The following is a 24036-nucleotide window of genomic DNA, read 5'->3' on the forward strand; positions in this document are numbered from 1 at the left end:
AAAGGGCCAGCCGGTGCAAACCGGCTGGCCCTTTTTTACGTGAGAACTTGTCAGGCCGCCAGACGGGTCAGTACCTTCACCAGCAGCTCGATGCGCGGGGCAATGCTGGCCAGATCCAGATACTCCTCGTCACTGTGGAAACCGGCACCGATGGGGCCCAGACCATCCAGAGTGGGGATGCCGAGGGCGGCGGTCAGGTTGGCATCGGAGCCGCCCCCCACCTCCTGCCAGCTGATCGGCAGCCCCAGTTCGGCGCCACACTCTTCCACCAGCAGCATCAGTGCCTGGGTGCCTTCTGACGGCACCATGGCCGGTTTGTGGGCCTCGCGGGTCAGCTGGATGGTGACGCCATCCAGATGGGGACGCTCGGCCAGGGTCAGCAGATGATCGTCGATCTGGTGGTACTCCTGATTGTCCCAGAAACGGACATCCACCACGGCGCTGGCATGTGCCGGCACTATGTTGGCGCCGTTGCCACCCTCGACAATGCCGATGTTGAGGGTGGTGCCGCTCTCGAAGTTGGTCAGGGCGTTGATGGCCAGGATCCAGTGGCCCAGCTCGGTGATGGCGCTGCGCCCCTTCTGCGGTTCGTTGCCTGCGTGAGCCGCCTTGCCGGTGAAATCGATGCGATAGCGTGCCATCCCCTTGCGAGCCTTGACCAGCGAGCCATCGGCACGGGCCGCTTCGGCCACCAGCACCTGTCTGGCCTGCTTGGCCACCGATGCCAGCCAGTCGCTGGAGTGGAGGGAGCCGATCTCCTCGTCCGGGTTCATGCAGACGCAGATGCTCAGGCGATCGCGCACCTCGCGGGGCAGTTCACGCAGGGCATAGACGATGTTGAGCAGCCCCGATTTCATGTCGGAGACACCGGGGCCGTAAGCGCGCTCGCCATCGACGCTCATCGGGCGGGCAGCGGCGGTACCGAGGGGGAAGACGGTATCCATATGGCCGATCAGCATTACATCGATCTGCGCCGCATCAGGCTGGTTGCGGATCTCCAGTCCCACACCGGCGGCGCCGCAGTCGACCCGTTTGATCTGCCAGCCGCCCATCGCCTCATATTTGGCTGCCATCAGGTCGGCCACTGCCGCAATGCCCGGCTGGTGCAGGGATCCGCAATCCAGATTGATCAGCGGGGCCAGTTCGGTCAGGTATTGATCCAGAGAAAAAGTCATTGCTTGCTCCACTATCAGGTTCGGGTCAGAGAAGGATGTTCATCACCAGCATGGCGCCGAAGGCGTTGAGTACCGAGATGGCGACCATGATGGGGATATAACGCCCTTCGGTGCCGATACAGCCGAGGATGCGGCCCATGTACTGCACCTGGGAGCCCATCAGGTAGATGGCTGGCGCCAGAATGGCGATGTGAGTGCCGTTGAGGATCCCCTGATCGAACAGGGTAATGACCACACCGACCGCGCCGCCCATCGACATCCAGGCGCCGATCAGCACGGCTGCCGCCTCACCGGGCAACCCGAAGATGGCCATGACAGGGGAGAAGATGGCGCCCATGGCATCCAGCGCGCCGGTGATCTGCAGCGCCTTGATGATGACGAAGGCCATCAGTACGTTGGGTACGGTGGAGGTGGTGGCGATGACCCAGCCCTTCTTGGCCCCTTCGACGAAGATATCGGTGACGATGGGTTTCTTGATGTTGGCCTGGCTCATTTGGCTTGCTCCTGAGTGTTGAGGGTCTGCTGGGTGTTGTTATCGGTCTGCTTGCCTTCGCTCATATTGAGGTAGACCCGAAACAGGTTGGCCCCGACAAATTTGAAGGCGAACATCACGATGACAGCCAGACCGATGGAGGAGCTGACCGCCGGGCTGCCATCTGCCAGCGTCAGGGTGAACAGCACGGCGCCGGAGGAGAAGAAGTTGACGATGGTGGCACCAGCGGAGAACTGGAACATGGTGAATACGTCGGTTTCACGCTTGGTGATGAGCCCTTCATCCTTGAGCTGACGAGTCATGGCAGCACCGGCATCGGTACTCTGCAGGGAGGCAATAAGGGCGAGGCCGGTGTTGCCCGGGATCCCCATCAGTGGGCGCAGCAGCGGGGTCAGTAACTTGCGGGCCGCTTCCAGCGCGCCGTAGTGTTCCAGCACATTGATCATGCCAAGGGCAAACATCACGGTGGGGATCAGGGTCAGGGCAAACAAAAAGCCATCGCGAGCGCCGTTGCCCCCCTTGCCGCGCATGTCGGTCATGGCGGTCTTGATGCCGTCACCATTCTCGCTGACGCTCTGGACCATGGTACCGAACGAACCATTCAGCGTGGTGAAATCGAATACCCCGTACCACTCGCCGGATTGCAACAGTCCGGAGAAGAAGACCACGGCGAAGGCCAGTGCCAGGTAACTGCCTATGCTCACCGAGCGTGTTTTGTCTGTCATTAGCTAGCTCCATATGAATAATTATTTAATCTGAATAATTGTAATTGATATGGATGTCACTAAATTGATGGTGGTCAAAACGGTTTGCTACAAATGACGAATATATTGGAGTTATGTGACTGTGATCGCCATATGATTGGTCGATAATCTGGTTTTTATCGAATTGTTTGAGTGAATAAAAAGCAGGGCGGGATAGCGGGGCAATAAAAAACCGGGCACGAGGCCCGGTTTGGTCAATCAGTCAGATGTGATTACTGGAGTACCAGCACCATCAGCAAGCCGACGCTAATGGCAGATACCAGGAAGGCAAAGCCATAGAACACATAGTGGTGCAGCTTGGTGGTGTGGATCCCCAGATCGTGCAGACCGTGGTAGATACGGTGCATACCGTGCCAGACTGGCAGGGCGATGATCACCAGCAGGATGCAGGCACCCCACCAGGAGCTGGCGAACGCGTGTACGCGGTCATAGCTCATGGTTTCCACGTCCATGATGCCCATGGGCACCAGCAGACCGGTGATGAGGACAATGACCGGCAGCAGCATGGCAACGACCATGCCACCCGCACCAAACAGACCCCAGTAAATTGGTTCGTCAGAACGTCTCATTGTTTTCTCCTCAGGCCACGATGATCAGGACAAGCAGGGACACCACCGCCAGCGCCACATACTGGGCGAGAACGATCGGCTTCTCCGGTACCAGGTCTTCACCACGGAAGATACGCATGGCTTTCGGCGCCAGGGCGAACCAGGTTTTGGCATGGAACAGGCACGCCGCCAGAGCGACGACATGGAACAGGATGGCGATCGGGCTTTGCAGGGATTCCAGCCAGCCGTTGAACGCTTCCTGACCCTGAACCAGGCGCATCAGGCCCCACATCAGCACAACGGCGTAGATGGAGACGAAGATACTGGTGCCTTCACGGATCATGTAACCGGTGTAGAAGGCGTTCTTCAGCCACCAGTCTTTCTTCATTTCGCGGACGTAAGGTTTACGTTTGCTATCAGTGTTGTTCATGGTCTCAATCCTGCTCTCAATCTGGCTTGAACATGGCGATCATGTAGTCCTTGGCGCTTTCGACCTTGCCAAGCTGGATGGCCGCCGCCGGATCGACGCCCTTCGGGCACACTTCGGAGCAGTAGCCCACGAAGGTACAGCCCCAGACGCCTTCGTCCTGGCTGATGATACGCATACGCTCTTTGGCGCCGGCATCACGGTTGTCGACGTTGTAGCGATAGGCCAGAGCCAGTGCCGCCGGACCGGTGAACTTCTTGTTGATGCCGTACTGCGGGCAGGCCGCGTAGCAGAGACCACAGTTGATGCACTGGGAGAACTGCTTGTACTGCGCCATCTGGGCCGGAGTCTGGATGTACTCGCCATCACACAGGCTGCGTGGCTCGCTCGGGATGATGTACGGCTTGATGCTCTCCAGCTTCTCGATGAAGTCGGACATGTCGACCACCAGATCGCGCTCGATCGGGAAGTTGTTGAGCGGCTCGACGGTCATCTTGCCCGGCAGATAGTCGCGCAGGAACGCCTTGCAACCCAGCTTGGGCACACCGTTGACCATCATGCCGCAGGAGCCGCAGATCGCCATCCGGCAGGACCAGCGGAAGCTCAGGGTAGAGTCCAGGTGATCCTTGATGTACTGCAGAGCGTCCAGCAGAGACATCTCTCTCTGGTATGGCACCTGGAAGGTTTGCATCCAGGGCTCGTTATCCTGTTCCGGACGGTAGCGCAGGATCTCAATTTCAATCATCTCAGCCATTCTTCTTAGCCTCGTCTTGTTTCTCACCCTCGGAGCCGTACACGCGTTTTGCCGGCTGGGACTTAGTGATCTTCACATCGGAGTAATCGATGGAGGGCGTTTCGCCATTTTTGTAGAACGAGAGCGTGTGCTTGAGGAAGTTCACGTCATCGCGCTCTTCGTAACCATCCAGACGCTGGTGGGAACCGCGGGACTCTTTACGATTGATGGCGGAGTGCGCCATGGCTTCAGCCACGTCCAGCATGTAACCCAGTTCGATGGCGTACAGCAGATCGGTGTTGAAGACAGAGGACTTGTCGTTGATCTTGACCTTCTTGTAACGGGCTTTCAGCTCGTTGATCTTGTCGATGGTGCCCTGCATCAGCTCTTCGGTACGGTAGATACCGACACCGGCTTCCATGGACATGCCCAGTTCATTGCGGATGTCTGCCGGGTTTTCAGTACCGTCTACGTCCATCAGGGAGAGGTGCTGCTTGATGAGCGCCTCGGCCTTGGCGGCCAGCGCTTCGGTGTTGCCATGCTTCTGAGTCTTGGCAAATTCACCTGCCTGCTCACCGGCCAGCTTGCCGAATACCACGATCTCGGACAGGGAGTTGGAACCCAGACGGTTGGCACCGTGCAGACCGACGGAGGCACATTCGCCCGCGGCGTAGAGGCCGGGCAGACGGGTGGCACACTTGTTGTCAGTCTCGATACCACCCATGGTGTAGTGGGCAGTCGGACGTACCGGGATAGGCTCTTTGGCCGGATCCACGTTGACGTAGGCTTTGGCCAGTTCGCAGATGAACGGCAGACGCTCTTTCAGGTACTTCTCGCCAAGGTGACGCAGGTCGAGGTGAACCACATCGCCCATCGGGCCCTGAATGACGCGGCCTTTCTGCTGCTCTTGCCAGAATGCCTGGGAAACACGGTCGCGCGGACCCAGCTCCATGTATTTGCTTTTCGGCTGGCCGATCGGCGTTTCCGGGCCCAAGCCGTAGTCTTGCAGGTAGCGGTAGCCATCCTTGTTCAGCAGGACGCCACCCTCACCACGACAACCTTCGGTCATCAGGATGCCGGTGCCCGGCAGGCCGGTCGGGTGATACTGAACGAACTCCATATCACGCAGCGGTACGCCGTGACGGTAGGCCAGCGCCATGCCGTCGCCGGTGACGATGCCACCGTTGGTGTTGTAGCGATAGACACGGCCAGCGCCGCCGGTTGCCACGATCACGGATTTGGCCTGGATGAAGCGGGTGATACCGTTCTGGATGTCGAAGGTCAGTACGCCCTGAACGCGGCCGTCGTCCACGATCAGATCAAGACAGAAATGCTCGTCGAAGCGCTTGATGCTCGGGTATTTGACGGAGGTCTGGAACAGGGTGTGCAGAATATGGAAACCGGACTTGTCTGCGGCGAACCAGGTACGGGGAACCTTCATGCCACCAAACGGACGCACGTTGGCTTTGCCATCCGGCTTGCGGCTCCAGGGGCAACCCCAGTGCTCCAGCTGGATCATCTCTTTGGTCGCGTTGTTGACGAAGTATTCCACTACGTCCTGCTCGCACAGCCAGTCACCACCGGAGACGGTGTCGTTGAAGTGGTTTTCGAGGGAGTCGTCATCACGGACGACACCGGCGGCGCCGCCTTCGGCAGCAACCGTGTGGCTGCGCATCGGGTAAACCTTGGAAATCAGGGCGATGTCCAGGTCTGGCTGTGATTCGGCTATAGCGATAGCGGCGCGTAAGCCGGTACCGCCAGCACCGATGATGGCCACATCGGTCTTGATAATATCCACATCTGCCTCCTTAGGGATAGATTTGCTGGGCACGATTTTGCTCTATGAAAAAAATTCAGGCTTGATGCAAGTCAAACTGCTAGGTTTTATTCCCTTTTTATTGGTTATTTTTCTATAAAACACCCAAATCCCTGGATGAAAATGTCGTTATTATCGTCATTTTTTGGTGTTACTGAGCAGTTGAACACCTAGCTACGAGTACTTTAACTTCTGGATTGTACGTAGTTTTCTTTCAATAAAATGCGAATCACCTCTCTTTTTAGGTACTCGCGAAAAAAATTTTAAGTTTTTTATTGTAATTTTTTAATGAGAATTATTGGCATTCATCTATTCGGATAGAAATAGGTAATCCGAAGTGCGGCGATGACTGCGGCGGTGATCTGATAATTCCAGACGAATTACAAGGATTTCAAGGCGGGGTATTTGGCGGGTAATGTGAGATTACTCACTGAAAATTAAGCGCTATTTAGAAAAATAAAAGGGGCCTGTACGGCCCCTTTTACTCATGCTCAAATGCGGAACATGCCGACCTGATTGCTCAGTTCACCCGAAATATTTTTAAGTTGTTCAGAGAGATGGCGTGAGCTGTCTGCATCCACTGCCAGTTCGTCCGAGACATCTTTCACCGCCTGAATGTTGCGGCTTACCTCATCGGTGACGGCCCGCTGCTCTTCAGCCGCGCTGGAGATCTGGGTCGCCATGTCGGAGATCTGGTTGATCGATGTGGTGATCTGCTCCAGCGCGTGGGTGGCGTTGTTGGCGTCATCCACGCTGTTCTGAGCCAGCAGCTGGCCTTCGTGCATGGTGCTGACCGCTCCCTGGGTATTGCGTTGCAGGGTTTCGATCATATTGCGGATTTCGACGGTGGAGCTGTGGGTACGCTGTGACAGGACGCGCACCTCGTCGGCTACCACCGCAAAGCCGCGGCCCTGTTCACCGGCACGTGCCGCTTCGATGGCGGCGTTGAGTGCCAGCAGGTTGGTCTGCTCGGCGATGCCCTGAATGGTGGAGAGGATGGTGTTGATCTCCTGAGCGTTTTTCTCCAGTTCCTGAATGATGTTGGAGGCCTGTTCCACCTGGGTGGCCAGATCGGTGATGGAGCGCTGGTTGCGGGCGATCACCTGCTTGCCATGCTCGCAACTGCTGGAGGAGCTGCGGGCCGCTTCGGCGGTCTGCTCGGCGTTGCTGGCAACCTCGACCGCAGTGGCCGACATCTCGTGTACCGCAGTGGCGATCTGGGAGATCTCGTTTTGCTGGCGTGCCAGCCCCTGATTGGCCTTCTCCGCCATGCTGTGGGAGGACTTGGCCTGTTGGTTGAGCTGGCCGGAGGAGTTGGAGATATCCTGCACCATCACATGGATCCGCTCGATGAAGGTGTTGACGTGTTTGGCAACCGCGCCCACCTCATCCTCACGTTCAATCTTGATCCGGCGGGTCAGATCGCCGTTGCCACGGGAGAGATCGGCAATCGCTTCGCCCAGGGTTTTCAGAGGGGCCAGCGAGCCGTTGATGGCGACATAGGAGAAGCCTGCCACGATCAGTATGGTGATAAGCCCCTGAATGAGGGAGGAGGTAACCATGCGGCGTACCGACTGGTAGGCGATCTCTTCATCCACCATCATGCCGTAATACCAGTTGGTATTGGGAATGGCATTAAAGTCGTAGACCTCTTTCTTGCCGCTGATCACCAGCTCGTTGATCATGCCGTCATGGGCGACCTGATTGATGTAGGCCGCAGTCAGTTCCGGTGCCAGAGCGGTGGCGGATTTCAGGCTCAGGGAGGCATCGGGGTGCGCGATGATGGTGCCATTGCTGTCCACCAGCATGGCGTAGGTGCCCTCGGTGGTGACCGCCAGAATGTCCGAGATCAGTGAGCTGATGGAGACGTCACCGGCGATGACGCCCTGGGTATTGCCGCGCTGGAACGGCTCGGCAATGGTGACAATCAGCTGACCGGTGGAGATGTCGGCATAGGGGGCTGTGATGACCAGCTTGCCTGCGGCGGCCGCATCCTTGTACCAAGGACGTTGACGGGGGTCATAACCGGCGGGCAAGTCGGTTGGTTTGCTCTGGATCATTTTGCCGTCTGCGGTACCGGCATAGACCAGGTCGAAGCCACCGGCATTCATGGACTGGGCCAGATGACTGATGGGCTCATCTTCTTTGGCGAATGCTTCCTTGGTGGTGCTGACCATGCTGATCCGGGAGTCGACCCAGCGGGAGATCCCCTTGACGTTGGCCATGGAGCTTTCGTCGATGATGTTCCAGACCAGTCGCTGGGTCTCGCTGCGCAGTTGCGAGGTGTTGTACCAGACCTGCAGGCAGGTGATCACCAGAATGATGACCCCGATAGCCAGAACAAGCTTGTTTTTAATGGATAAGTTCATAGTTACATCCTTGTGAGCGTCAGTCTGAAGTGTGTGGAATCTAGTTATTGTTATGAGCCTCTGTTTATCGGCTGAAGTTGAACTCTTTGTATCCCGGTCAGCTATTTAAAGTTAGTGCCTAAATCAGTGGTTATCCATGCGTGTATCACCCCCCTTACTGCGCCAGAAAACGATCCGGTCGATTGGTGAAGATTCCATCGACCCCCATGCTAGATAGCGTTTCATAATCTTCTGGATAATCAACGGTATAAACCAGAACTTTGAGCCCACGGCGATGTGCATCATCGACCAGCGTGGCGTCGATGAAATCAACATCGCAATTGATGGACCAGGCCCCCAGCTCGTCGGCAAACAGCGCTAGGTGGATCGGCAGGTTGGCGGTCAGGGCACCGAGCCGGACATCGGGCCGCAAGGCTGCAAATCGGGCCAGCTCAGGGTGATGGAAGGAGGAGACCACCCACTGGCCGGGAGTAAAGCCCAGTTCGGCCTCTGCCCGTCGGGTCAGGGCTGCCACCGCATCGGCGGTATGAGTCCCCTTGAGCTCGATATGCAGCTCGCAGCGTCCGGCGATGATCTCCATCACCTGCCACAGGGTCGGGATCACCTCTCCCTCACCGGCATCGAGCTGCTCCAGATAGGAGCGCGATTGTTCGGTCAGCACCCCCTTGCCGTTGGTGCAACGCTCCAGCCGCCGGTCGTGAAAGACCCACAACTCGCCATCGGCCGTCTGTACGTCGATCTCGATGGCTGGCGCACCCAACTCCAGTGCTTTGGCCATCGCCTTGAGGGTGTTCTCCGGTGCCAGACCGCTGGCGCCACGATGGGCAATAATCTGCATGTTCTGCTCCTTCTACCTCGCGGATCAGCCGCGGCTCAGGTGAATATCGATCTGTTGATGGGGCAGGGTAAGTCCCTGCTGCTGCATCTTCTCCAGCACCAGCGAGTGAACCTCGTGAGTGATGGGCATTCGGTGATCCATGTTGTTGACGTAGAGGCGGATCTCGTAGATCAGTGCCGAGTCGGTGAATTCGATCAGGAAGACCTCTGGCGTCGGCGTCTCCAATACCAGGGTCGATGCCTGGATGGACTCCTCCAGAATGCGCTGCACCAGTTTCGGATCCCGGGTCAGGCCGATCCGGATCCGCAGTTTGACCCGGGTGATGGCATCGGAGAGCGACCAGTTGATGAACTGTTCGGTGATGAAGGCCTTGTTGGGCACGATGATCTCCTTGCGATCCCAATCCACTATGGTGGTTGCCCGGGTTTTGATCTTGGTGACGGTGCCGGTGAGATCGCGAATGGTGACGGTGTCACCGAGCCGGATCGGCTTCTCAAACAGAATGATGAGGCCGGAGACAAAGTTGGCGAAGATCTCCTGCAGGCCGAAACCCAACCCCACCGAGAGGGCGGCGACCAGCCACTGGGTCTTCGACCAGTCGATGCCGAGCATGGAGAAGCCGGTGAGGGCGCCGATCAGGATCACCAGATACTTGCTGGTGGTCGTGAGGGCAAAGCCGGTACCCGGGGAGAGGCTGAGGTGCTGCAACAGGGTCAGCTCCATCAGCCCCGGCAGGTTGCGGGCTGTCACCACGGTCAGAATGAAGACGAAGGCGGTCAGCATCAGATCCTGCAAGGTGATGGCCGAGAGCTGCTCGATGCCGCCAATTTTGCTGCTCACCTGCCACACCTCGATATTGCTAAGGAAGCTGAAGGCGGAGTTGAGATCCGACCATTGCAGCACCACCAGCATGGTGAAGCCCAGCATCAGCAGGGTGCGCACCAGCCCCAGCGACTGGGCGCTGATGGTATCGAGATCCAGCTCAGTCTCTTCCACCACGTCCGGGGTCTCGGAGCTGAGCTCGTCATGCCCCTCTTCCCGGCCGCGCTGGGCCAGGATCTCGGCGCGCTTGCTCTTGGCACGCTCGAAGGCGAGGCGGCGGCGCTGGATCAGCATCCAGCGTCTGGCCAGATAGTAGACCAGCAGGCAACCCAGCCCCATCAGCAGGCTAAGCTCCAGCTGGCGCAGCAGGGTGCGCGAGGTATAGAAGTAGCCAAACAGGGCGCCAATCACCGCCAGCAGCGGCGCCAGCATCAGGCTGTTCCAGATGAAGTGGTGCAGCAGATGGGGCTTGGTCATGTCGGTCTGGCCCCAGGTGAGCGGCAGCCGCTCCCGGTTGAGACGGGCAAAGAAGAGCAGCAGCCAGAGTGCACCGATCATGAAGGCCATCCGGCCGAGGGAGTCGTAGAAGGCGTGCTCCTGATAGCTGTTGGCCATCCCCTGCACGAAGAAACTCGGGATCAGCACCAGCAGCAGGGTGCGAAACTGCCCCCACACCTTTTGCACCTGTTCCCGGGGCCAGCGGAAGTGGTGGATCAAAATCCCCCTCTCCAGTGTCAGATGGCGGGCCATCACCAGCGCCAGCAGCAGAAACCAGATCTCGCCAAGACCGCGCGCCACCGCCACCGCAAACGGGTATTGCCAGGCCCCTTCGAGCAGGCCGCGCACCATCAGCACCATGGCGGGCAAGGGGAGGGCGGCAAGCAGGGAGCGCAACAGCAAGCGGCTGGTGAGGCTGAATTTGTCCTGGGTCACCTTGCCGATCCGCGGCGCAATATGGTCGCAATAGAGGCTCAGGTGACGGGCCAACTTGAACCAGCTCCAGGCCAGCACCAGCAGACCAATAGCGGCCAGCGTGAGGCTCAGCGGGCTGTTCTCGGCGATGGCATAGGGAAGTTGCAGCCAGTTGTCCGGGTTGAAGGCCAGGGTCAGCGCGGCGGGAATGCCGAGCATCACCTGCGGGGTAAAGGGGCGCACATCCGGCATCCAGAACAAGTGGCTGGCGCTGATCTCACGGATCTCGTCGATCTTGCTGTTCTGGCGGCTGTAGAGCAGTTTGAGGCGGGTCTGCTCCTGAATGAGGGTGTCTGAGGTGTCGTTGAGCCGGGTCAGCAGCTGGCGCCGGGCCTTGAGCAGGTTGTCGAGCACCGCTTGCTGTGGCCGATCCAGCGTTACCTCCTCTTCGGCCATCAACTTGTCGCGCAGCTGGCGGGTATCCTTGAGCCCATCCTGCTCGCTCTCGTACTGGTACTTGGCCATGCGGGCGCTGACGATGGCGGACTCCAGCTTGTCGAGGGGGAACTGGGGAGGCAGATCGGAGAGTTTGCTGCGCAGGTTCTCGCCGTAGGCATTACTGATCTGCAGCCATTCCAGCTGTTCGCGTACCGAGTTGACCAGCTCATTCAGTTCAAACAGATTCTTGTCGACGCTGCGCTGCTCGTCCTGCACCCGCTCAATCTGATCTTCCAGTGTGCCGAGCTGGATGGAGAGCGCCTGATTCTGCTGTTGCTGCTCCAGCAGCAGCGGCATGTCGGTGGTGAGTTGTTTGCGCAGCCGCTCGCTCTCCTCCAGCGCCTGCTCGGTCTTCTCCCTACGCAGCTGGTTCTGCTGGGTCAGCAGGCTGGCTTGCCACTCATCCTCGTCGGCGATGGCCAGATTGAGCTCCTGCAGTTTCAGCTTGCCGAGATCGTTGCGCTGCTGGGCCGAGAGCTGCTCCAGCTCCAGCATCTGGATCCGGTCGGAGAGGCTCTGCTCCTTCATTCTGGTCAGCAGCAGTTGTGCCTCCTGCTGGCGATCCGATTCGCTGCTGAAGCTCAGTCGCTCCAGCTGGCTGCGGGTCAGTTGCAGCTGTTTGCGCAGATCATCCACCCGCAGGTGATACTCCTGACCGGTGCTCTCCAGTTGGTTGAGACTGTCCATCACCCCCTGCCGCTCCTTGCGCAGGTTGAGCTGGCGGTTGCTGCTCAGGCCTATGGCCTGGCGCAGCGCCTCCTCCTTGAGGCTCGCCAGCGGCGGGCGAGCTGCGGGCTGATAGTTGTGCAGGCTCTCCTTGAGGCGCGCCGACTCCTTGGGGTAATCGATAAGGATCTGCTGATAGGCTTTGCTCTGCTCCCGATAGCGCTCGGCCTCTCTGGCAAATTGCAGCGCCTGCTGGTAGCTCTCCCGCAGCTTCTGGTTTTCCGGGGTATCGCTCTTGGGCACGCTCTGCAACAGGGATTCGGCCTGGGCAATGGCATCGTCGGCGCGCACGGCTGGCGGCAACAGGATAAGGGAGAGCAGCAAGAGGGTGAGCAGGCGTTGCAACATGAGGCTCGTTTCCGTTCAGAAGAGGTGGCCCTAGCCTAAAACAGGGCAGGGAGGCGGGTAAAGCAGTCTATATTAATGATTCATAACACAAATAACAGGAAGTCGTGCTGCCGTTTCGCTATGATCCCGGCCGCTTTCTCTCCACCGAGTCGAATATGTCAGCTGTTGATCTGGGCACAGCCCCGCTATCTCGCCTTTTCTGGCGTTACGTAACCCCGACCGTGGCGGCCATGCTGATCACCGGCATCTATGTCACCATCGATGGCATCTTCGTTGGCCATGTGCTGGGTCAGGATGGCATGGCCGGTCTGATGCTGGCTTATCCCATCTGCGCCGTGCTTTATGCGGTGGGGGCGCTGATCGGCATGGGGGCCTCGTCGCTGGTCTCCTTCTATCTGGGGCAGGGCAACCCGGCCAAAGCCCGCCATATCGTCGGCAATGCGCTGGTGATGGTGTTGCTGGCCTCGGCACTGCTCAGTTTTATCGGGATCCGTTATGGCGAGCCCATGCTGGCCTGGATGGGGGCGGAGGGGGAGATCTTCACCGCCGGGCTCTCCTACCTGCAGGCCTACGCCTGGCTTGGCTTCTTTGCGGTGCTGTCGATGGCGTTCAGCTCGCTGCTGCGCAACGATGGTCGCCCCGGATTTGTCACCCTTATCATGGTGGTCGGGGGGCTGCTCAACGTGCTGCTCGACTATCTGCTGATGGTGGTGTTTCCGTTCGGACTGGCCGGGGTGGCGACGGCCACTATGCTCTCCCAGGCAGTGACGGGCCTCGCTTGCCTGTGGCACTTCTTCACGCCGCGCAGCCAACTGCGGATAAGTTGGGACACCTTGCGCCCCGATCTGCGGCTGATGGGCGAAACGGTGCGCCTCGGGATATCCAGTTTTCTGATGTACCTCTATCTCTCGGTAGTGCTGGCGCTGCACAACAAGGCGTTGCTGGCGGTGGGTACTTCGCTGCATGTGGCGGCCTACGGGGTGATCAGTTACACCGAGGCCTTCTTCTATCTGGTGTTCGAGGGGATCGCCATGGGTATCCAGCCCATCGCCAGCTTTAACGCGGGCGCCGGTCACTGGCGGCGGGTGCTGAGGATCCGCAATCTGGCACTCGGAGTGACGTTGGGGATCGCCCTGTGCGCCATGTTCCCGCTTTATCTGTGGCCGGAGGCGGCGGTCTATCTGTTTGCCGGCGACAACGCCACCTTGCTGCCGGTGGCGAGCCTCGGGATCTGGCTCTACTTCTGGGGGCTGCCGATGGAGGGCTTGCTGCTGGTGGGGGCCACCTACTTCCAGGCCATCAATCGGGCTCGCATCGCCTCCCTGCTCACCGGCGGCAAGCTGGTGCTGATCGGCGGTTTCTTGTGGGGCTTCTCGACCCTGTGGGGCGTGCCCGGGGTCTGGCTGGCATTGCCAACGTGCAGCTCATTGCTGGTGTTGGTGATGTGGCGGGCGATGCGTCGGGAGTCCGGCGCCCACGCGCAGGCCGTATAGGTAATCAGGTTCGACGTGCAGATAGCAGACAGGCAGCTATGGGCTGCCTGTCTTGTTAGAGGATGTTTTGTTAACGGGCTCTGCCGATTCAGGGCTTGAAGGCACCGATAAAGATGGCGGGATCGACTCGGGTGTCGTTGAGGCTGACGTTCCAGTGCATATGGGGGCCGGTGGCGCGACCGGTCGAACCGACTCGTCCGACGATGCCGCCCCGCGGCAGGCTCTGGCCTAGCTTCACATCTACCTTCGACATGTGGCAGAACATGCTGATGAGCCCCTGACCGTGGTCGACAAAGACGGTATTGCCATTGAAGAAGTAGTTGCCGATCAGGATCACCTTGCCTGCGGCGGGGGACTTGATCGGGGTGCCGGCGCCCACTGCGAAGTCGAGGCCGGAGTGGGGATTGCGCTCCTCGCCATTAAAGAAGCGACGCAAGCCAAACGGGCTGGAGAGGGGGCCGTTGACCGGCTTGTCGAACAGCAGGTTGCTCGGCTGGTTGGGGCTGAAGGTCTGGTAAGCCCGGGTCTGCTCCGCCAGCTCGCGGTTGATACGTGTCATATCCTCGGCGAGCGGATTGACCTGACGGCTGTTCTTGAGCTTGATGTGCTGCTCGCGGTAGTGCTTGGGGGTCACGGTGAAGCCGAGAGTACGGCCATCACCTGTGGTCAGTTGCTGGGCGCCGAACGTGCTTTTCAGAGAGATGCCGACGATGGCGATCCACTGGTTGTCTTCGCGCACTACCAGCACGGGTTTGTCGTGATAGCGGGCCGTGGGGGCAGTGAGTGACGCGCCAAGAGGGATCACCGCAACGCCACCCGGCACCGGATGGTTGAGCTGGCGACTGATAAAACCCTCGGCCAGGGCTGACTGGCTGGCCAGTAACAACAACAGACAACAAACAACTCTCATGACGATACCACTCGATGTTAAAGCGCCCGGGATGGCGGGATGACAACCCCCTGTCCGGCATTCGTCGATCACTAGAGGGTGATCACGGCACGCTGGCCACGACAGGCGCGGCTGGGGAAGGGGGCAGATTGTGCCTCGTTATGGTCGGGGCAGCCAGAGGCGGGGCGTGGCTGACGCCCCTTTTGTGCATTGCTGCGTCAGGTTTTATGTCGTGGTCGGGTTGCTTCGCCATTGAGTCGCCCCCGCCCTGGCTCTAGAATCGGCTTCCGGCACTGATGCCACCGACACTCCGAGGAGACGATATGAACGGATTACCCCCTTTGCGCACCACTCCGGCCCGGTACACGACAGGTCGTGGCTGGCTCTGGGTTCGCAGCGGGTTCGATATCTTCAACAAGGGGATGGGGATCAGCGTGGCCATGGTGCTGGTCTGGTTTATGGTGGGTATGCTGCTGGAGCAACTGCCGGCGGGTGGCCTTATCTCCCAGCTGCTCTACATGGTGTGGGGCGCGGGTTGGGTGGCGGTCGCCGCTCGGGGTTATCGGGGAGAGCCGCTGCAGTTTGCCGATCTCTTCGCCGGTTTTCGCCACAAGCTGACCCCGCTGATGCTAGGCGGTCTGCTGGTGTTGCTGCTGTTCAGCCTGGTGGGCCTCGTCTGTCTCGGTCTGCTCTCCATGTGGGGGTTGCTCCCGCTACTGACGCAGGATCCCGAGAGCATGGTGGTCTCAGCCAGTCAGTTGCAACAACTGCTGCTGGTATTGCTGGTGGGGATGCTGCTCATCATTCCCGTGCTGATGGGGGTCACCTTTGCTCCGGCGCTGATCTACCACCACGATATCGGCATCATCCAGGCGGTACGGCTGAGCTTCTTCGGCTGCTGGCGCAATATTTTTCCCTTCTTCTGGTGGGGGCTACTCTCAGCCATTTTGTTGCTGTTTGGTGCTGTGCTGTTGCTGGTAGGTCTGCTGGTGGTGATCCCGGCGCTCAACTACTCCATCTATGTGGCTTATCGGGATATTTTCCTGGACGAGAGTGCGCAGTCGGAAGCGCCGCATTCAGAACCATTCGGATTTGAAGCCTGATCAAGGGATCAGAGTGAAGAAGGGGCCCGCAGCGGCCCCTTCGTTATGTTTGGGTGTGCGGAGTGCTTACTCCTGCCAGATGGGATCCGCCGCCATGCGGGCCAGCAGAAAATCGAGGAAGCTGCGCAGTAGCGGCGACATCTGCTTGCGGGTGGCATACACCCCGTAGACCCCGAGGCGCTTGGGCTGCCAGTCGGTCAGCAGGGGCACCAGTTCTCCGCGCTCCAGATAGGGTTGGGCTGAGTAGCGGGGCTGCAAGCTGATCCCGGCGCCTTCCAGCGTTGCTTCCAGCAGCAGGTTGGAGATATTGGCGCTCAGGTTACCGCTGACCGGTACTGACTCGGGGCCATCCGGTCCATTGAACTCCCACAGGCTCTTGCCGAAGTAGGTGTAGGTGAGGCAGTTGTGCAGCGCCAAATCCTGCACCTTGTGTGGCATCGGATGACGGGCCAGATAGGCCGGGCTGGCACAGACTACCGAGTGGCAGGTGCCGAGACGGCGCGCCACCAGATTGGGGTCGAGGTCGTTGGTGATGCGCACCGCCAGATCGATCCGCTCCTCTACCAGATTGACGGTTCTGTCGAGCAGCAGAATGTCGATGGCCGTCCCCGGGTATTGCGCCAGATAGTCGTTGGCAGCCCCGACCAGCAAGGCTTCCGACAGGGAGTAGCTGCTGGTGATCCGCAGTTGCCCCTTGGGGGCGTCATCTCCCTTCACGGCGATCTGCTCCATCTCTTCGCCGAGCGCCAGCATGGCGCGGGCCCGGTTCAGCGCCTCCTCTCCTGGCCCGGTCAGACTCAGACGACGGGTGGTGCGGTGCAGCAGGCGGGCGCCCATCCAGCTCTCCAGCTCGGCCAGATAGCGAGACACCATGGCGCGCGACATATCCAGTTTCTCTCCGGCGCCGCTCAGGCTCCCTTGTTCGACTACGCTGACAAAGACCCGCAAGGCGGTCAGTCGATCCATGTACGGCTCTCTATATGTTCGATATGTGCAACAGTGATGCGCTTTTTATGCTGTATTTGCACCTTAAGTGATCCAATACACTGTGTCCATCAAATGACCCCCCGAATACTTAATGAGGAATAGATGATGAACAACACCCTGATCCGCAACCTGACTCTGGCTACCACCCTGTTGAGTGGCGCCGTACTGGCCGCCCCCCTGAGCGTGACCGTCTACAACCCTGGCGAGAAGGCGATCTTCCCGGTCTCCTCCTCACTGGTGACCGGTGACAAAGAGGCCATCCTGATCGATGCCCAGTTCGACGTGCAAAATGGTCAGGCGCTGGTCGACATGATCAAGAAGAGCGGCAAGAAGCTGACCACTGTCTATATCAGTGCCGGTGACCCCGACTTCTACTTCGGTCTGGAGCCGGTCATGGCGGCGTTCCCGGATGTCAAAGTGCTGGCCGATCAGCATGTGGTTGACCATATCAACCAGACCAAGGATGCCAAGCTGAGCTACTGGAGCCCGATCCTCGGCAAGGGTGCACCGAAGAGCCTGACCGTGCCGCAAGTGATGACCGCAAGTCACCTGACGCTGGATGGCGAGAAGATTGAAATCAAAGAGATGAATACCCCGAATGCCTACCTCTGGGCTCCTTCCATCAAGACTGCTTTTGGCGGTGTGCCGGTTTACCACGGGGTGCATGTCTGGATGGCCGACAGCCAGACCAAGGCGGCCCGCAGTAACTGGGTCAAGGCGCTGGATAACCTGCTGGCCCTGAAACCCGAGCGCGTGGTACCGGGCCACTTCCTGGGCACTGCTCCCAAAGGCACTGCTGCTGTGACCTTTACCCGTGACTATGTAGAGCGTTTCGAACAGGAGCTGGCCAAGGCGAAAAACTCCGGTGAGCTGATTGAGGCTCTGAAGAAGGCCTATCCGGCACTGCCGGTTGACGATGGTCTGGCCATCGGTGCCAAGGTCAATACCGGCGAGATGAAGTGGTAAGCCACTGAGCCTGCTTTCCCTGTGTTTTTTTACCGGGCCTAAGGGCCCGGTTTTTTATCCGAGATTGAAGCGAGAATAAAGATGAGCGAACAACAAACCACCCTCCATTATGTCTATGACCCGCTCTGTGGCTGGTGCTACGGTGCCGCCCCCCTGTTGCAGGCGGCAGCCACCATTGCCGGACTCAAGATCGAGCTGCATGCGGGCGGTCTCTGGCTGGGTAGTTGCCGTCAGCCGATGGGCGAGGCATTGCGTGATTATGTGCGCCCCCATGATCAGCGGATCGAAGCGCTGACCGGCCAGCATTTTGGCGAACGCTACTTTAACGAACTGCTGCTGCGGGAAGGCTGTCTGCTGGACTCCGAGCCGCCGATCCGTGCGGTTTTGGCCGTCACGGCGTTGGGGGGCGATGGGCTGGTCATGTTGCACCGGATCCAGCAATCCCACTATCGGGACGGGATCTGGATTGGTGAGCCAGCGTTTCTAGCCACGCTGGCGGCAGAGCAGGGGATTGCAGCCGAGGCATTCCAGCAATCCTATCTGCAGGCCCCCTTGCTGCAACATCTGGCAGATAGCCAGGGCTGGATGAAACGGCTGGGCGGTCAGGGTTATCCTACTTTGGGTATAGAGCGAAGGGGAAAACTCGAAAGGATAGAGGTCAACCAGTATCTGGGGGAGCCGGAGTTGCTGATCCCACGACTGTTGCGTGCAATAGAGTAAACCGTTAATAGTCTGCGCTAGTTAAAGTGGCCCTCTCTGCGTGTCGATAGCGATATATGGTGCTTATGCAAACTACAAAAGCACAGCTCTACGGCTATGCTCAATTACAAAAACATGAACACATAGCTCCTATCAAAACCGACATTAAACGATGACACGCAGTTAAGGATGAATCTATGCTCCAGAATATGTCCATAGGTCAGAAGTTGAGTACTGGATTTGCGGTGCTGGCACTTTGCGTATGCCTGCTTGCCGGGTATGGCGTCTCACGACTGTCGTATCTCAATCAACAAAACACTGTATTGGCAGAGAACCTTATCCCTTCTGTTCGCTATGCAAGTCAGATGCATATCGCACTGCTTGATGCTCGGCGTTTCCAATTATCTATGGTGATCGCGATGGGCTACAACGACAGTGCGGATATTGAACGAACCCAACAAGGTGTGATGGATTCAAAGGCACGTTTTGAGCAGGCTGCGGCTAATTACGGCGGATTGGCTTTTAATGCTGCTGATGAAGAGCAAACCTTTAACGCGTTGAAGACTGCCGGAAATGCCTTTTTTACAGCGCATGACCCGCTATATCAGGCGGTGAAACAGAGTAGTGACAAGACAAGAGAGATTTTGCAAGGGAATCTCAGAACCACGCTGGAGCAGGCAACAAAATTAACGATGGATTTGCGTGAGATAAATGAGCGTATTGGCAAGGAGATGGATGCCCAAGGTGAAGAGGCATACACCAGCTCCAAATTCCTCAGTATCTTGACGGGCGCAGCAACTCTCATTTTCGTGGTGTTGATTGCATGGTATCTGAGTCAGCAAATCAAACGACCCGTTAATCGCTTGCTGGAACTTGTTGGTAGCGTCGCGGCTGGTGATTTGACTCATCGTGTGGAGTTGAATGCGTTCAATCAGGATGAATTAGGACAACTTGCGAAAGGCTTTGCGCAGATGCAAGAAAATTTGCGCAAACTGGTTGGGGAGGTATCCGGTTCTGTTGTACAGATGAGCTCTGCGGTAGAAGAGATCAGTGCCGTAGCAAGGCAGTCGGCAGACAATATGAACTCCCAGCAACATGAGCTGAATCAGCTGGCAACGGCGATGAACGAGATGCAGGCTACGGTGCAGGAGGTTTCGCGCAACACCAGCGATGCGGCCAGTGCCGCCACCTCGGCCAGTGAGACGGCCGAACTTGGTGCGCAAACGGTGAATGACTCCATTCAACGTATTGAACGGGTAGCCGGTGCCATCGAGAGCACGGCGGTGGTGATCCGCCAACTGGGCGATGACAGCCGCAATATCGGTATGGTGCTGGAGGTGATCCGCGGTATTGCCGAACAGACCAACCTGCTGGCATTGAACGCCGCCATTGAAGCGGCCCGTGCTGGTGAGCAGGGACGGGGGTTTGCGGTGGTGGCGGATGAGGTGCGTACTCTGGCCAAGCGCACTCAGGACTCCACCTCTCAGATCAATACCATCATTGCCGAGTTGCAGCAGCGTGCCGAACAGGCGGGCAGTACCATGCAACAGAGTCAGGAGCTGATGAACACCACGGTTGCTACCGCGCGGGAAGCGGGCGAGTCTATCTCCCAGATCAGTGGCTCGGTCAGCAGCATCTCCCACATGAACATCCAGATTGCAACGGCCACCGAAGAGCAGGGAGCGGTGAGCGAGGAGCTCAACCGCAACGTGGTCAATATCAGTCATGCTTCCGAAGAGGTGGCCGCCGGTGCCACCCAGATGGCTCAGGCGTGCAACGAGCTGAACCATCTGGCTACCCAACTGCAGGATATGGTGCGCCGTTTCAGGGTATAATCCCTCGGCGAGTCAAACAGCCCGATTATCGCAAGGTGATCGGGCTTTTCTGTTTTGGAGGGGCAGCCAGAGAGGTTCACCGCGAGCGGATGACTTGTCCCGCCGGACGATATTGTGCATGCTGATGGCCCATTTTCCAGGCAGGACTCTTGCTGTATGAATCTTCGCGATCTCGAATATCTGGTGGCGCTGGATGAGGAAAAACATTTTCGCAAAGCCGCTGAACGCTGCTTTGTCAGTCAACCAACCTTGAGCGGCCAGCTGCGCAAGCTGGAGGATGAACTCGGGGTCATTCTGATCGAACGTACCTCGCGCAAGGTGCTGTTTACTCCGGCTGGAGATGCCATGGCCCATCAGGCGCGTCGGGTGCTCAAGGAGGTGCGTGAGCTCAAGAGCATCGGCCAGCACTTCTCCGAACCGATGTCCGGGGAGATCCATATCGGTTTTATTCCGACCGTGGGCCCCTACCTGTTGCCCCGCATTATCCAGACCCTGCGTGAGCGTTTTCCCCAGCTGGAGTTTTACCTCTATGAGGAGCAGACCCAAACCCTGCTCAAACGGCTGGAAGAGGGGGAGCTGGATTGCGTCATTCTGGCCGAGATGCCGGGGATGGAGGGATTTGGCTCAATCCAGCTCTACCACGAGCCGATGTGGCTGGCGGTGCCTTGCCATCATCCCGAAGCACAGGCCAGGCAGGTGCCGCTTGGTAATCTCAAGGGCAAGAAATTACTGATGTTGGCCGATGGTCACTGTTTGCGGGATCAGGCGATGGGATTCTGTTTCGCTGGCGGGATAGGTGAGGATCAACGCTTCAAGGGGACCAGTCTCGAGACCCTGCGCAACATGGTGGCCGCTGGTAGTGGCATGACTTTGGTGCCAAGGTTGGCCGTACCTGCCGATCATGATGAGGGCGGGGTGAGCTATCGGCCGGTGGTTGACCCTGTGCCGGGGCGTACCATCTCGCTGCTCTATCGCCACTACTCGGTGCGTCGGCCCTGCTTCAATGAGTTGGCCGCCTCGATCGCCACGCTGATGAGCAAGCAGTTGGCCCAATAAAAAAACCGGCAGCCAAGGCTGCCGGTTTTGCTTCTGCCGCGATAACGACTTAGAAGATATCGTCGGTAGAGACAGGCCCTTCTACATCGGGGTTGTCACCGCCGTAGACCTGATTGCCATCCGAGCTCGGTGCTGCGTAGCGGGTCGGTTCGGTCCCTTCCTTGAAGTATTCGTCGGTTCCGCCACTGGTTGCCAGCAGGCCGGTTTCGCTATCAATCTTCACCGTCATGATCCCCTCGGGAACCGGCATCTTGTGCTCAGGCAGCTTTTTGAGGGCGACTTTCATGAAGTCGATCCAGATAGGCTGTGCGGCGCCACCACCAAACTCGGCACGGCCAAGGCCACGCTGGTGGTTGTCAAAACCGATCCAGGAAGTAGCAACGATCTCCGGGGTGTAGCCGGAGAACCAGGCATCCCGCGATTCGTTGGTGGTACCGGTTTTACCGGAGATGTCGTGACGTTTCAGGTCGCGGGCAGCACGCCAGCCGGTACCACGCCAGCCGTTGCCACCCCAGATGGCTGTGCTCAGGGTGTCGGTGATCAGGAACGCACTCTGGGCACTGATGGTATGCGGGGCGATGGTTGGCGCGAGAGGGGTCTGCGTGCCATCTTGTGCGGCTCCATCAACAGTTGGCTGCGGCAGTGTGCTCTGCTCGGGTGCCGCCTGCTGTTCGCAGGTGGTGCAAGCAATAGCTGGATTGGCCTGATAGAGGGTGTTCTCCAGACTGTCGGTCACTTTGTCGATGAAGTATGGGGTCACCAGGAAGCCACCGTTGGCCAGTACCGAGTAACCACGCACTACTTCGAGAGGGGTGAATTCGGCAGCGCCCAGCGCCAGCGACTCATGGGGAGAGATGAAGTCGCGGGGGAAGCCAAAGCGGGTCAGACCGTCGATATAGGTATCCAGACCGATAGCGCGCATCAGTCGAACCGACATCACGTTCTTGGACTTGGCCAGACCCAGACGCAGCGGAGTGGGACCATCATAAACGGCCGGGGAGTTCTTGGGCTGCCACATGGGCCCTTTTGACGGATCCCACTGGTTGATCGGCGCATCGTTGATGAGCGACGCCAGGGTATAGCCGTGCTCCAGCGCGGTCGCATAGAGGAAAGGCTTGATATTGGAGCCGATCTGACGACGAGCCTGATCGACCCGGTTGAATTTGGAGAGTTCGAAGCTGAAGCCACCGACCAGTGCTTCCAGCGCGCCATTTTTCGGGTTCATGGCAACCAGCGCGGCGTTGACGTCCGGGATTTGGGCCAGCAGCAACTCTTCGCCTTCTTCCCGCACCCAGATCTGGGCGCCGACTTTCAGCACATCGCGCGCCGATTTTGGGGCATAGCTCTGACGGTCGTCGGTAATAAAGGAGCGGGCCCATTTAATGCCGTTCCAGCCGAGCTCTGCTTCCTTGCCATTCTTCAGTACCAGCGTGGCGCTGCGATCACCGAGCTTGGTCACGACCGCCGCCATCAGCGGATCATAAGTGGGCTGCTTGCCAAGGTGAGCGACGATCTGCTCGTAATCCCAGGCTGTCTCGCCAGCTTTCCATAACTGAGCCGTCGGGCCGCGATAGCCGTGGCGCATGTCATAGGCAAAAACGCCATCCAGCAGTGCCTGTCTTGCCGCCCGCTGACGCTCGGCAGAGACGGTAGTGTAGACGTGCAGGCCCATGGTGTAAGCATCTTCACCGAACTGCTCGACCATCTTCTGGCGTACCATTTCACCGAGATAGGGGGCGTGCAGGGTCACTTCGGCGCCGTGAAAACGGGCCTTGATCGGCATCTTGGACGCTTCGTCAAACTGGGCCTGGGTGATCTTGCCAGTTTCCAGCATCCGGCCCAGCACAACGTTGCGGCGAGCAAAGGCTCGCTCGGGGGAGCGGATGGGGTTGAGCATGGAGGGGGCTTTCGGCAGACCGGCAATGATGGCGATCTCATCCAGTCCCAGATCCTTGACCTCTTTACCAAAGTAAACCTGTGCTGCAGCACCGATCCCGAAGGAGCGATAACCGAGGGGGATCTTGTTGAGGTACAGTTCGAGGATCTCGTCTTTTGAGAGATTCTGCTCGATCCGCCAGGCCAGGAAGACCTCCTTGATCTTGCGGATGATGGTCTTCTCATTGCTCAGGAAGAAGTTGCGGGCAACCTGCTGGGTGATGGTACTGGCCCCCTGACGGGCATGACCGGAGACAGCCCATACAGATGCGGCTCGAATGATGCCAATCGGGTCAATGCCCGGGTGCTCATAGAAACGTGCATCTTCGGTCGCCAGTACGGCATCGATCATGGGTTGCGGAATTTCGTCCAGACGCAACGGAATGCGACGAATTTCGCCATATTGGGCGATCAACTCCCCATCCCGGCTGTAAACCCGCATCGGGGTTGCCAGCTTGACGTCACGCAGCGCGGTGACATCGGGCAGTTGGGGTTTGATATAGAAGTAGATACCGATGAGGCTGGCAACACCCAGCACAGCACCCAGCATCATGACAATAAACAGGCGAACGAGCCATTTCAACATGGAAGAACTACCAATCGT

At 58.6% G+C, this 24036-nt stretch carries 19 protein-coding genes; 6 read left to right on the forward strand and 13 right to left on the reverse strand.

All coding sequences use genetic code 11. The features are described from left to right. Nucleotides 1–50 precede the first annotated feature (50 nt). The 10 genes from NOM06_RS03110 to mscM form a co-directional block, all read right to left on the reverse strand. Nucleotides 51–1175, reverse strand: a complete 1125-nt coding sequence (locus NOM06_RS03110) for a M20 family metallopeptidase (RefSeq protein ID WP_255909897.1) — start codon at nt 1173–1175, stop codon at nt 51–53. Between the two features lie 25 nt (nt 1176–1200). Continuing rightward, nucleotides 1201–1668, reverse strand: coding sequence for a YjiG family protein (locus NOM06_RS03115; RefSeq protein ID WP_005335063.1), 468 nt, complete (start codon nt 1666–1668; stop codon nt 1201–1203). Then, on the reverse strand, nt 1665–2393 hold the full coding sequence (locus NOM06_RS03120) for a nucleoside recognition domain-containing protein (RefSeq protein WP_005335061.1): 729 nt from the start codon (nt 2391–2393) through the stop codon (nt 1665–1667). The genes NOM06_RS03115 and NOM06_RS03120 overlap by 4 nt, the downstream gene beginning before the upstream one ends. A gap of 251 nt (nt 2394–2644) precedes the next feature. Next, nucleotides 2645–3001 carry a fumarate reductase subunit FrdD gene (frdD, locus tag NOM06_RS03125; protein ID WP_005335059.1) on the reverse strand — a complete coding sequence of 119 codons (357 nt, stop codon included), beginning with the start codon at nt 2999–3001 and terminating at the stop codon, nt 2645–2647. 10 nt (nt 3002–3011) lie between these two features. Next, nucleotides 3012–3410 (reverse strand): hypothetical protein, encoded by a 399-nt coding sequence (locus NOM06_RS03130; RefSeq protein ID WP_005335058.1) that lies wholly within the window; start codon nt 3408–3410, stop codon nt 3012–3014. A gap of 16 nt (nt 3411–3426) precedes the next feature. Next, on the reverse strand, nt 3427–4161 hold the full coding sequence (locus NOM06_RS03135) for a succinate dehydrogenase/fumarate reductase iron-sulfur subunit (protein ID WP_005335057.1): 735 nt from the start codon (nt 4159–4161) through the stop codon (nt 3427–3429). Then, nucleotides 4154–5938: a fumarate reductase (quinol) flavoprotein subunit gene (frdA, locus tag NOM06_RS03140; RefSeq protein WP_005335056.1), complete on the reverse strand. Its 1785-nt coding sequence runs from the start codon at nt 5936–5938 to the stop codon at nt 4154–4156. Before frdA ends, NOM06_RS03135 begins: the two co-directional genes overlap by 8 nt. Before the next feature lie 509 nt (nt 5939–6447). Then, entirely contained in the window at nt 6448–8325 is a 1878-nt protein-coding gene (locus tag NOM06_RS03145; protein WP_021229777.1) for a methyl-accepting chemotaxis protein, read from the reverse strand. Nucleotides 8326–8479: 154 nt separating this feature from the next. After that, a complete protein-coding gene (locus NOM06_RS03150) occupies nt 8480–9163 on the reverse strand; it encodes a glycerophosphodiester phosphodiesterase (protein ID WP_255909898.1) in 684 nt (227 codons plus the stop codon). 24 nt (nt 9164–9187) lie between these two features. Continuing rightward, nucleotides 9188–12469, reverse strand: a complete 3282-nt coding sequence (mscM, locus tag NOM06_RS03155; protein WP_255909899.1) for a miniconductance mechanosensitive channel MscM — start codon at nt 12467–12469, stop codon at nt 9188–9190. A 155-nt stretch (nt 12470–12624) separates the two neighbouring features. On the opposite strand from mscM, the gene NOM06_RS03160 reads away from it, so the two are divergent. After that, nucleotides 12625–13962 (forward strand): MATE family efflux transporter, encoded by a 1338-nt coding sequence (locus tag NOM06_RS03160; RefSeq protein ID WP_255909900.1) that lies wholly within the window; start codon nt 12625–12627, stop codon nt 13960–13962. 88 nt (nt 13963–14050) lie between these two features. Here the strand turns inward: NOM06_RS03160 and NOM06_RS03165 are convergent, their stop codons facing one another. Continuing rightward, nucleotides 14051–14872: a peptidoglycan DD-metalloendopeptidase family protein gene (locus tag NOM06_RS03165; protein ID WP_255909901.1), complete on the reverse strand. Its 822-nt coding sequence runs from the start codon at nt 14870–14872 to the stop codon at nt 14051–14053. Nucleotides 14873–15174: 302 nt separating this feature from the next. On the opposite strand from NOM06_RS03165, the gene NOM06_RS03170 reads away from it, so the two are divergent. Further along, nucleotides 15175–15954 carry a BPSS1780 family membrane protein gene (locus NOM06_RS03170; RefSeq protein WP_255909902.1) on the forward strand — a complete coding sequence of 260 codons (780 nt, stop codon included), beginning with the start codon at nt 15175–15177 and terminating at the stop codon, nt 15952–15954. Between the two features lie 66 nt (nt 15955–16020). Here the strand turns inward: NOM06_RS03170 and NOM06_RS03175 are convergent, their stop codons facing one another. Then, entirely contained in the window at nt 16021–16920 is a 900-nt protein-coding gene (locus NOM06_RS03175) for a LysR family transcriptional regulator (RefSeq protein ID WP_005362277.1), read from the reverse strand. Between the two features lie 126 nt (nt 16921–17046). Between NOM06_RS03175 and NOM06_RS03180 the strand changes: the two genes are divergently transcribed. From NOM06_RS03180 to oxyR, 4 genes are all read left to right on the forward strand, one after another. Then, a complete protein-coding gene (locus NOM06_RS03180; RefSeq protein WP_042054609.1) occupies nt 17047–17907 on the forward strand; it encodes a Vmh family MBL fold metallo-hydrolase in 861 nt (286 codons plus the stop codon). 75 nt (nt 17908–17982) lie between these two features. Then, nucleotides 17983–18627 carry a DsbA family protein gene (locus tag NOM06_RS03185; RefSeq protein WP_255909936.1) on the forward strand — a complete coding sequence of 215 codons (645 nt, stop codon included), beginning with the start codon at nt 17983–17985 and terminating at the stop codon, nt 18625–18627. Nucleotides 18628–18803: 176 nt separating this feature from the next. Then, nucleotides 18804–20441: a methyl-accepting chemotaxis protein gene (locus NOM06_RS03190; protein WP_157162116.1), complete on the forward strand. Its 1638-nt coding sequence runs from the start codon at nt 18804–18806 to the stop codon at nt 20439–20441. Between the two features lie 156 nt (nt 20442–20597). Beyond that, complete coding sequence (oxyR, locus tag NOM06_RS03195) at nt 20598–21497, forward strand: DNA-binding transcriptional regulator OxyR (RefSeq protein ID WP_088868677.1); 900 nt, start codon at nt 20598–20600, stop codon at nt 21495–21497. A 49-nt stretch (nt 21498–21546) separates the two neighbouring features. Here oxyR and NOM06_RS03200 read toward each other — a convergent pair whose 3' ends face one another. Then, the gene (locus NOM06_RS03200) at nt 21547–24018 is read right to left on the reverse strand and encodes a penicillin-binding protein 1A (RefSeq protein ID WP_227095108.1); all 2472 of its coding nucleotides are present in this window, start codon (nt 24016–24018) and stop codon (nt 21547–21549) included. Nucleotides 24019–24036: the final 18 nt, after the last annotated feature.

The sequence above is a fragment of the Aeromonas sp. JL9 genome, assembly GCF_024436075.1.
GTDB classification, from domain to species: domain Bacteria; phylum Pseudomonadota; class Gammaproteobacteria; order Enterobacterales; family Aeromonadaceae; genus Aeromonas; species Aeromonas veronii.